Genomic DNA, 10324 nt, shown 5'->3' with positions numbered 1-10324 from the left:
ATATAATTAAAAATAGCTGGAAGAGAGCGTCGTAAAAGTTCTCTTCACAAAAAAATGATGAATGTTTGAGAGTTTTATATTTATATGTTATTATAAAAAAAGAATTGTAATAAAATAAGAGAAAGGATAGATGATAATATGAAAACTAATTATCATACACATAATTATAGATGTAATCATGCAGATGGCACAATTGAAGACTATATTGAAGAAGCAATAAGAGAAGGATATGATGAAATAGGAATATCTGACCATCTACCACATCCAGGAAAGAATATTGATAATGAAAATAGAATGAACTATGAAGATTTACCAAGATATTTTAAGGAAATAGATGATGCAAAGGAAAAGTACAAAGAAAAAATATCTATAAAAAAAGCAATAGAATGTGAATACTTTGAAGATTATCATTGGTTATATAATGATTTTAGAGAAAAGTTTAAAGTAGATTATTTATTACTAGGAGTGCACTTTTTCCCTTATAAAGGAGAATGGACATATGTAGGGGGTATAAAGCTAACTCCAGAAATATTAGAAATTTATACTGATTATGTTATTAAGTCAATGGAAAGTGGATTTTTTGATTGCTTAGCTCATCCAGATTTATTTGGAGTTAGATATAGAGATTGGGATGAATTTGCAATTAAAGCATCAAGAAGAATTTTAGAAGCTGCTGAAAGACTGAATTTTCCAATAGAAATAAACATAAATGGATTCAAAAGAGGGAAAGTTAAATATAACTTAGGAGAAAGATATTTCTATCCTATAGAAGAATTTTGGAAATTATCTAAAGAGTATAATGTAAAAAGAATTTTAGGAGTAGATGCACATTATCCAGAAGATTTAAGAAATAGATATATGGGAGAAGATTTTGCTGAAAAATTAAATTTAGATGTAATAGATAAATTGTAAAGTGTAACTTATGTTACCGCAAATCTATAATTCTTATGTTAGACTATCTTTAGAAAATAAATAATTGGAGGAAAGATATGAGCTTATTTTTAGGAAAAATTCATTATTGGTTATTTAATAAGATAGTTTGGTTTGAAGACCTTGAAGAGGAAATAATTAACTTAGCTAGAAAAGAAGGATTAGATGTAGATACTTTATCTATTGAAATAAATAATAAATATGGTGAGAAATTACCTAAGCTTCCTTTAGAAGAAATGATAGATACTTCAAATATACATGGATGGCTTCAAGAGAGAATCCATTCTGCAGAATATAGACTTGCGACTTGGACTGTAAATATATTAAAAAAAGAAGGCGCAAAAGAAAAGCTGGAAGATTTATATATAAAGCAAGGATTAAAAGCAGCTAATGAGGTTATAGAATCAGGAAAGCCAGTAAATGATGCTTTTGATATCTTTAATGCTATTAATGATTATATTTTAGATGGAATGCCATGTGATAGAGTAAATGAAATTATATCACAAGATGCAGATAAATTAATTTGGAAAAGAAGACTATGTGTTCATAAGGAACTTTGGGATACTGTAGGTGGAGATGTTAATGTATTTTATAATTTAAGAGACTTATGGATAAAATCATTTGTTAATAAGATTAATAGTAATTATAAATATTGTTTCCTGAGAAATAATGAATTTTCTATAGAAAGAGTATAGGTGAAATATGGATGCAATAAAATTAATGATGGAAGAGCATGAAAATATTAAAGTTATGCTAAAGATAGTAAGAAAAGCATCTTACTCTGTATTAGAAGGAAAAGAAGTTAATTATGAAGATTTCAATAAAATGATTTACTTTATAAGAAATTATGCAGATTCTCATCATCATAAAAAAGAAGAGATAATGTTATTTAATAGGATGGTAGATGAAATAGGAGAAACTGCTGAGAAAGTTGTTAAACATGGAATGTTAGTTGAACATGATTTAGGAAGACTATATATAGCAAGTTTAAGTGAAGCATTAGAAAGCTTAAAAAAAGGAAATGAAGAAGCAAAACTTGATGTAATAGCAAATGCAGTATCTTATACTAATCTTTTAGAAAGACACATTCATAAGGAGGACAATATAATTTACAAATTTGCTCAAAGAGAATTAAAAGAAGATACTTTTAAAGTAATTAATAGTGAATGTAGCGAATTTGAAGATGAATTTTTAAAAGTAAAAGATGAGAATTTATCTATTTTAGAAGAATTAAAAAATAAATATTGCATATAACAACTAATACATTTTAAAATAAATATTGGATCTAAAATAAGTTTAAGGATAGGTGGAAAAGTATGATTACTAAGGACATGACTATAGGGGAAGTTGTAAGAATTAAGGAAAATGCAGCAGAGATATTAATGAGCTTTGGAATGGGATGTATAGGTTGCCCATCAGCACAAGCTGAAAGTGTTGAAGATGCAGCAAAAGTTCATGGATTAAATTTAGAAGCTTTATTAGAAGCTTTAAATAAGTAATATTACTAAAACTGTGTCAAACATTATATGTTTGGCACAGTTTTTTTGTAAAAAAATATATAAAAAACTTTAGTATTAGACAATTAAATATCACATCTTTTATATTGCGTCATAATATGTACTATAATTACAAAAATCAATATATAGTATTGTAGTTTTTAGGAAAGGAGAATATATGTCCATTAACTTTAAGAAATTCGTACCACGACCTGGACTAGTAAATAAGCAAGGACGTTTACCAGATCCATCAGAGTTAGTTTGTGTAGAAGTTCCAAAGGTTTTTGACCAATGCTTAATAAAGAGATGCTTAGTTTATGCTGAAGGACCAGACACTTTAACAACTGATGAAGAATTAAGAAGTAATCCTTTAGTAAATCCTAAAAGATATTTATTAAGTAGGGACTTTAGAGTAAGACTACTATCAGTTGATAAAATTCCACTTAAAGGGGATCCAAATTTTAAAAAGATCGTTCTTAATTATGTAATTAGTTTTTATTCAGATTATATTGATGATAGTGGAGTAACTCAATCTGAATTCTACGAAATTAATAGAACAGACATTATAGGTAGATTCTATTGTCCAGATTCTATAGCACAAATTTCAGCAAGTAGTGATGAAGATTGCACTTGTGAAGAGTCTAATATAATTAAGCTTGAAATGGTAGCTGAGGCATTAGATGGACAAATAGTAGAAGATGAAGCTGGTGACGAGGTTTTAGATATAACCTTAGGTTATTTCATAGTAGTAAAAGCCCAATTATTAGTTCAACTCTTAATACCAGCTTATGATTACTGCCCTGTACCAAGAGAAGCTTGTGAAGAAGAACCAGAAGAAGACCCATGTGAAAGATTTGATAGAGCACCAGTTCCTAGGTTCTATCCAGATCAAAACTTAGAACCATTATTCCAAGAATATGACGATGAAGAAAGATAATTAATAGTAAAATACAAATATAATTATCTTAGAAAATTAAGAAATAAAAAACTATAAATACTAAATTGCAAATATTTTTATTATATAAAAGGGAGGATTCAATTTATGAATTCAATGTCAAGAGGTTATTATGAATCTTGTGGAAAAGAAAAAAGAAGAGAAGAAGAAAAATGCCCAACAATAATCAAATGTGGATGTCCTAGTTCAACTACAATCCCAGCAGCTACTGCAGCTGGAACTATGTTTACACTTGCATCACTTACTTTAGATACTTCATGTATATGTGACCCTAGTATTAAAATAGATTTCGCAAGTAATCCTGTTCTTACAGGATTTGTTGGAACTTTAAATTTAAGAGTGTTTAAACAATGCAGAAATCAATTTGCCCCAGTTCCTGTTGGACCTACATGGACAATATCATCTGGAGCTGCTGTAACTGACGCTAGAACTTTCTCATTCTTTATTTGTGATTCAGATTCTTGCGATAGAGATTGCTGCACTTATACAGTAGTAGCAACAGTTGTTGGCGCAGCTACTGCTGGAACTATAGCTATTAATAATTCTACACTTGGAGCTATTGCAACATGTAGAGAAAGCTGTAAAGAGTGTAGAAGAGGTTAAGATAGATAAGAATATTATAAAGTTATAATATTAAATCTATAATATAACCGTAGATTTTTCCCAAGATGGACAAAACATCTTGGGATTTTTAAATAGTAAATTATAATAATTTATTATGTAATAGGGAGGATTCAATTTATGAATTCAATGTCAAGGGTTTATAACGAATGTTGTGAGGAAAAAAGAAGAGTAGAAGAAGAAAATTGTCCAATAATTATAAAATGTGGTTGTCCTAGTTCAGTACCAATTAGTACAACAACTGACAGGCCTACTATAACTACAATAGCTGCAGTTACAGTAGATAAATCTTGCTTATGTGATTCAGTAACGAAATTAGATTTTGCTACAAACATTTCTACAGTAAATGAAGGCTTTATGGGAACATTGAGTTTTAGAATATTTAGGCAATGTAATAATCAATCTATTCCAGTTGCTGTTGGTTCTACATGGAGTAGGGTTATTATGGCTGCAGGTTCAATGATGGTATCTTTCTTTATTTGTTATCTTGATTCATGTGAAAATGATTGTTGCACTTATACAGTAGTTCTAACAGCAACTGCAACAAATGCTGGTGTAGTTACTGTTAGTAATGCATCATTAGCAGCAACTGTTACTTGCAATAATAGTTGTAATAAATGCGTAAAATAGTATAATGAAAAATTATACAAAATTAATAAATCCTGAGATGGAATATCCACCTCAGGATTTATTTGTTAAGCAAATAAGTTTTATATTTAGAACTAAAAATAACTAAATTTAATATAATGTAATAGAGTATTAGTATAAGGTGATAATATGATTTATTTAGATAATGCAGCTACCTCTTTTCCAAAACCATCTAAGGTATACGAAGAAGTTATGAATTGCATGAAAAATTATTGTGCAAATCCAGGAAGAGGCTCTCATAATATGGCAATTAAATCTGCACTAAAAGTGATGGAAACAAGAGAGTTAATATCTGAAATTTTTAATATAAAAAGTCCTTTTAATATAGTTTTTACAAGTAATGCTACTGAAGCTTTAAATATAGCAATTAAGGGAGTATTAAATAAGGGAGATCATGTAATTAGTACATCTATTGAACATAATTCTGTTCTAAGACCATTAAATACTATGGTTAAAAATGGAGTAGAAGTAACAATAATATCCTCTGACAAAGCAGGTTTTATTAATCCTTTAGATATAAAAGATGAAATAAAATTAAATACTAAAGCAATAATTGTAAATCACGCATCTAATGTTTTAGGAAGTATACAAGATATTAATAGCATAGGTAAAATTGCTAAAAAGTATGGACTAATTTTTATAGTAGATGCATCTCAAAGTGCTGGGGCTATTAGCATAGATGTGGAAAGAGATAATATAGACTTATTAGCCTTTCCAGGTCATAAGGGATTATTTGGGCCTCAGGGAATAGGTGGATTATATATAAAGGAAGGGATTAAAGTTAAATCCTTTAAAGAAGGAGGAACAGGAAGTAATTCAAATTCTATGGAGCAACCAAATGAATTACCAGATAGATATGAAAGTGGAACTTTAAATACACCAGGTATAGCAGGATTATGTGAAGGATTAAAATTTATAAAGAAGATAGGCATAGAAAATATTTATAAAGAAGAAATGGAATTAATGAGTCAGCTTATTACAGAGTTAAAAAAATTAGATTTTATAAAGATATATGGAGATATATCTTTAAAAAATAGATTGCCAGTACTTTCAATTAATATGGATGGTATTGATGCCTCTATTGTAGGTGAAGAATTAAATGATTCTGAAATTGCTGTAAGAACAGGTTATCATTGTGCAGCACTAATTCATAAAGTAATTGGAACAGAATATAGAGGGACAGTTAGAATTAGCCCAGGATGTTTTAATACACCAAAGGATATAGATGAATTTGTAAAGGCTATAATAAAAATCTACAAGTTAAAATGAGAAAGTAATTAGGTACATATATGTTTATATATGTAATAAAAACATTAGGATGTGAAGTGATGGAGGAAAAAATTAATTCAATAAATAATAAGCTTTTAAATATGCCTAGTGATTATGATAGATATATTATTATTGAAAATCAACTAAAGAAAGAAAATAGATCTGAGGATTTAGAAAATATAATAAATTTATTAAGTCCTCCAAAGGATATAAGGAATATTTGTACTAGCTATAAAGGGAAAGGAGTAAATGTTGCAATAGTTGGTGCTGGTGAGGCAGGTCTTGCTGCAGCCTATGAATTAAAAAAGATAGGATGTAATATTACGATTTTTGAAGCAAGTAAAAGGATAGGGGGAAGAGTTTATACTTATTCCTTTGATAGATTAAATAAGCATTATGGAGATTTTGGAGAAATGAGTATCCCTATATCTCATTATACAACTTGGCACTATATTAATTTATTTAATTTACAAACTTATCCTTGCATTAATAAAAATCAATATTATTATTTAAGAAATAGTTTTTCATGTAATACAGAAAATCAAATAAAAAAGAATGTTTTACCAAAGTATTCTTTAACAATGGCAGATAAAATAAAATTAAAAAATAGAGAACATCTAGATTTATATAATAAATATTTGATGAAGTTATCAACAGAAGAAAGAAAAGAGCTAATAGAAATAAGAAAGAATTATTCAGATAATATAGTTGATTTAGATAAATTAACCTTAAAAAAAGCCTTTGAATTAGAAGGCTTTAGTGATGATGCTATAAATATGATAGGATATCTTAATGGAATTAATGAATGGTATAATTATAGTTTAATTGAATTTTTACAAAAACAATATACCTTAGACTTTAATAATAATTATAGCATTATAGGTGGAATGATAAAATTGCCACAAGCATTATATAGTGCAATAACAGAATCTGATTTGAAATCCTATTCTAATATAAGTAAAGAAGAGTTAGGAATAGTTAATGTTAAATTAGGTTCTTCTGTTGAAGAAATATTTAATAATAATGATAAAATTGCATTAAGATATAAAGATTCAGACAATAAATTAGAAGCAACTGAAGATTTCGATTTTTTATTAATTACAGTACCATTTAATAGTATAAAGAGGATGAATATTAATTCAATTCTTAGTAATGACAAATTAAGAGCAATTGATGAAATAAGCCTAAAAAATTCACAGAAAATATATTTGTATTTAAAGGAAAGATTCTGGGAAAAAGGAAGAATAAACAAAAGGCTATTAGGTGGAAAGACTATAACGGACTTACCTATTTATTCAATTGAATATCCAATAGATAATGAAAATATAGTTTTTGATGAGAATAATAAAGCTTTATTAGATATAAAAAGAAAACAAAATAAACCAGGAGTATTACTTGCAAGTAGCAGTATGGGAGATAAAGCAGATGAAATTTCTTACTTAACTGATGATTTAAAAATAAATGATACTATAGGCTATATAGAAAAAATTCATAACTTACCAAAGGGGTATTTAGATAGTATTTTATTAGATTATAAATCATTAGTTTGGTCTGATGTACAATATATCTGGGGATTTTCTACAATATATAAACCAGAAGAGAAGACATTACATTCTTATTCAAGTATAAATCCTGAGGCTAATAGAAGAATTTTCTTTGCTGGAGATAGTTCATGTAATAAACATGGAACTCAACAAGGAGAATTACAAAGTGGAGCTATAGCTGCAAATTATATAGCTGAAGAAATATTAAAAATGAACAATTAAGTAAATAAAAATGGAGCTGTCGCAACAGCTCCTAAATTAAAACTTAGAATTATTTAAGTACTTTTCTAAAAGTATAAAATTTATTAGACTAATCACTACCTAATAAGCAGAAATAAAATTTAAAATATTAATCTAATGGTTCTTCTTCACAAACTTCATTGTCAGGGAATAATGGATCTAAATGTTGATCTGGATAGAACTTAGGAACTGGTGCTCTATCAAATAATTCACATGGATCTTCTTCTGGTTCATTTTCACAAGCTTCTCTTGGAACTGGGCAATAATCATAAGCTGGTATTAAAAGTTGTACTAATAACTCACATTTAACTACAATATAATAACCTAAAGTTATATCTAAGAATTCATCACAATGTTCATCTGTAACTATTTCACCATATAGTGCTTCAGCTACCATTTCAAGTTTAATTAAATTATTATCACAAATTTCATCTCCAAGAGTAGTTGTAGCTTGAGATATTGAATCTGGACAATAGAATCTTCCTATAGTATCAGTTCTGTTAATTTCATAATATTCACTTTTAGTTCTTCCATCGCAATCAAGATAATCTGCATAAAAAGAAATAGTATAGTTTAATATTATTTTTTTGTAGCCATGTTGTTTTTTTAGTGGAATTTTATCAACGTTGTTTAAAGTAAGCTTAAAGTCTCTGCTAGAAATGTATCTCTTTGGCGCTTCAAGTGGGTCACTTCTTAATTCACAATCAGTAGTGTTTGTATCTGGACCATCACAATATACAAGGCACCTTTTAATTAAGCATTGATCAAATACCTTAGGTACTTCTATACATACTAATTCAGCAGGATCAGGTAAGCGACCTTGTTTGTTTACTAGTCCTGGACGAGGCATAAATTTTTTAAAGTTAATGGACATATAGACTCTCCTTTATAAAATACTAAATTATTATTTAACTACTCACAATATATGATATGAAAGAGTAATGAAGTGGTGATATTAAAAATTGTTTATTAGAAAAGTTTTTTATAATTAAAAATTGCATAATGTAAAATAAATAAAAATATACTTTTATAGATGGTTTATGTATATGTTTTTTCAGATAGATTATTTGTATATAAAGGAGAGGTGAACATGAGAGGTTTATATCCATGGCTATATGTTGACTACAAAGATAATTTATGGAGATTTTCAGTAAATGACAATAAAGAGTTAAACTATAGAATTATGTATACAGAAGGCAAATGGACAAAAGAAAACTTAATAGACAGTAGGGTAACTGGCTTTGGATTATTTATAGACGATAGTGAAGGAATACATTTAGTATATGCAAATACTAAAGGTGAATTAAGATATTGTACTATGAAGGATAAAAAATGGGTTGGAAAGGTTTTAGATAAAATAGAAGATCCTAACTATAGTATTGAAAGTATTAAAATGAAAATTATTGGAACCAATATGCATATCTTTTACTCATTAGCTAGTGAAGATGGTAGTGATCATGGAATTCTTATGCATTGTATATGGGATGGGCATAAGAGTAGTACCAATAAGTTACAAGATATAATTTTAAAATCAAACTTAAAAGAATATTATTTAATTAATGTAAGTGCTAGTAATGAAATTTATTTATTTTACTTATCTGATGAAGGGGATGAATTATCCTTAAACTATTCTATTTATCAAAATAGACAGTGGTTACCTTCTAACAGACTTTATGGAATTCAAGGAGAAGAAGTTTATTTTGATGTAGATTTAGATAGAAAAAATATCCATGTTTTAAATAGATCTAAGGAAAATTCTTATTACTTCTTAGATCATGTAATAATTGATTCTACAGGAAGATCTAAATACTTTAGAGTATATGAAGGTAAAGATAATATTAGTGAACCTTTGGTTATTAATATTTGGAATAAAACATATTCTTTTTGGATTGAAAACAATGAAATTTATTATTCCATTTTTAGTGGAGATAAGTGGTCAGAAGAAAAGAAATATACTAGAGATAATAATATAAAAATAGAAAGATGTAATGCTTATATAAGCGAAGTTAAAGAAGGAAGTATAAAAGGTAAAAGCATTTATGCTACAACTGGATTAGATATATATTTATATGATCCTAAAGATTTAATAATAAGTGAAGGAAATGAATCTAGTAATACAATAAAGAATGTTAGCAGAGATAATTATAATAATGAAGATATAGAAAAAGTTAAATCGGAACTATACAAGGTACGGGAAGAAAATAAGCAGCTAGAAGACAAGTTATATCATTTAAATATATTGTTGCAAAAAAATCAGCAGGGAATAGAAAAGTATAGTCAGCAATTAGCTAGAGCTTTAGAACAAAAAAGAAAGGCAGAAGAAAATAGTAATATTTTCTTAGAGTTACAAAAGAAAATTCAAGGGGAAAATGAAAATTTAAATGAAGAAATATATTCTTTGAATACCAGAATAGATTCCTTAATTCAGGAAGTAAATTCAGTCACTATAGAAAGAGAACAATTAAAAGACATGATTGATTTATACCTGAATGAAATTGAATTCTTAAAAAATGAAATAAAAAATATTAATTTAGATTTATCAAAGAAAGAAGTTACCATGGAGGAATACAATGGTCTAAAAGAAGTAAAGGATGAATTAAGTAATAAGATAGTCCTATTAC

General features: G+C 27.6%; 11 protein-coding genes. 10 read left to right on the top strand and 1 reads right to left on the bottom strand.

Annotated elements, in window-relative coordinates:
• Positions 1-138 precede the first annotated feature (138 nt).
• The 9 genes from HUJ77_RS12195 to HUJ77_RS12155 all read left to right on the top strand — a co-directional run bounded on the left by HUJ77_RS12195 (position 139) and on the right by HUJ77_RS12155 (position 7685).
• Positions 139-912, top strand: a complete 774-nt coding sequence (locus tag HUJ77_RS12195; protein WP_291709011.1) for a histidinol-phosphatase — start codon at positions 139-141, stop codon at positions 910-912.
• Between the two features lie 77 nt (positions 913-989).
• On the top strand, positions 990-1625 hold the full coding sequence (locus HUJ77_RS12190; RefSeq protein WP_291709010.1) for a hypothetical protein: 636 nt from the start codon (positions 990-992) through the stop codon (positions 1623-1625).
• Positions 1626-1632: 7 nt separating this feature from the next.
• On the top strand, positions 1633-2184 hold the full coding sequence (locus tag HUJ77_RS12185; RefSeq protein WP_291709008.1) for a hemerythrin domain-containing protein: 552 nt from the start codon (positions 1633-1635) through the stop codon (positions 2182-2184).
• Positions 2185-2246: 62 nt separating this feature from the next.
• Positions 2247-2429: a DUF1858 domain-containing protein gene (locus HUJ77_RS12180; protein WP_291709005.1), complete on the top strand. Its 183-nt coding sequence runs from the start codon at positions 2247-2249 to the stop codon at positions 2427-2429.
• A 175-nt stretch (positions 2430-2604) separates the two neighbouring features.
• Positions 2605-3363, top strand: a complete 759-nt coding sequence (locus HUJ77_RS12175; protein ID WP_291709003.1) for a hypothetical protein — start codon at positions 2605-2607, stop codon at positions 3361-3363.
• A gap of 105 nt (positions 3364-3468) precedes the next feature.
• Positions 3469-3984 carry a DUF4489 domain-containing protein gene (locus HUJ77_RS12170; RefSeq protein WP_291709002.1) on the top strand — a complete coding sequence of 172 codons (516 nt, stop codon included), beginning with the start codon at positions 3469-3471 and terminating at the stop codon, positions 3982-3984.
• A 138-nt stretch (positions 3985-4122) separates the two neighbouring features.
• Complete coding sequence (locus HUJ77_RS12165; protein ID WP_291709000.1) at positions 4123-4632, top strand: DUF4489 domain-containing protein; 510 nt, start codon at positions 4123-4125, stop codon at positions 4630-4632.
• 147 nt (positions 4633-4779) lie between these two features.
• Positions 4780-5919, top strand: coding sequence for an aminotransferase class V-fold PLP-dependent enzyme (locus HUJ77_RS12160; RefSeq protein ID WP_291708998.1), 1140 nt, complete (start codon positions 4780-4782; stop codon positions 5917-5919).
• Between the two features lie 59 nt (positions 5920-5978).
• Positions 5979-7685 carry an NAD(P)/FAD-dependent oxidoreductase gene (locus HUJ77_RS12155; RefSeq protein ID WP_291708996.1) on the top strand — a complete coding sequence of 569 codons (1707 nt, stop codon included), beginning with the start codon at positions 5979-5981 and terminating at the stop codon, positions 7683-7685.
• 127 nt (positions 7686-7812) lie between these two features.
• Here HUJ77_RS12155 and HUJ77_RS12150 read toward each other — a convergent pair whose 3' ends face one another.
• Positions 7813-8577, bottom strand: coding sequence for a hypothetical protein (locus HUJ77_RS12150; RefSeq protein WP_291708994.1), 765 nt, complete (start codon positions 8575-8577; stop codon positions 7813-7815).
• Positions 8578-8793: 216 nt separating this feature from the next.
• On the opposite strand from HUJ77_RS12150, the gene HUJ77_RS12145 reads away from it, so the two are divergent.
• Positions 8794-10324: hypothetical protein (locus tag HUJ77_RS12145; protein WP_291708992.1), on the top strand; the 1531-nt coding region annotated here is incomplete at its 3' end.

Source organism: Clostridium sp. (assembly GCF_021443865.1).
Classification (GTDB): domain Bacteria; phylum Bacillota; class Clostridia; order Clostridiales; family Clostridiaceae; genus Clostridium.
The sequence above is the reverse complement of the archived record's forward strand: the minus strand, read 5'-3'. Positions and strand labels throughout refer to the sequence as shown.

Bases quoted from the DNA above. Each gene is read 5' to 3' on its own strand.
- HUJ77_RS12195 (WP_291709011.1), top strand. From the start codon at position 139: ATGAAAACTAATTATCATACACATAATTATAGATGTAATCATGCAGAT.
- HUJ77_RS12190 (WP_291709010.1), top strand. From the start codon at position 990: ATGAGCTTATTTTTAGGAAAAATTCATTATTGGTTATTTAATAAGATA.
- HUJ77_RS12185 (WP_291709008.1), top strand. From the start codon at position 1,633: ATGGATGCAATAAAATTAATGATGGAAGAGCATGAAAATATTAAAGTT.
- HUJ77_RS12180 (WP_291709005.1), top strand. From the start codon at position 2,247: ATGATTACTAAGGACATGACTATAGGGGAAGTTGTAAGAATTAAGGAA.
- HUJ77_RS12175 (WP_291709003.1), top strand. From the start codon at position 2,605: ATGTCCATTAACTTTAAGAAATTCGTACCACGACCTGGACTAGTAAAT.
- HUJ77_RS12170 (WP_291709002.1), top strand. From the start codon at position 3,469: ATGAATTCAATGTCAAGAGGTTATTATGAATCTTGTGGAAAAGAAAAA.
- HUJ77_RS12165 (WP_291709000.1), top strand. From the start codon at position 4,123: ATGAATTCAATGTCAAGGGTTTATAACGAATGTTGTGAGGAAAAAAGA.
- HUJ77_RS12160 (WP_291708998.1), top strand. From the start codon at position 4,780: ATGATTTATTTAGATAATGCAGCTACCTCTTTTCCAAAACCATCTAAG.
- HUJ77_RS12155 (WP_291708996.1), top strand. From the start codon at position 5,979: ATGGAGGAAAAAATTAATTCAATAAATAATAAGCTTTTAAATATGCCT.
- HUJ77_RS12150 (WP_291708994.1), bottom strand. From the start codon at position 8,577: ATGTCCATTAACTTTAAAAAATTTATGCCTCGTCCAGGACTAGTAAAC.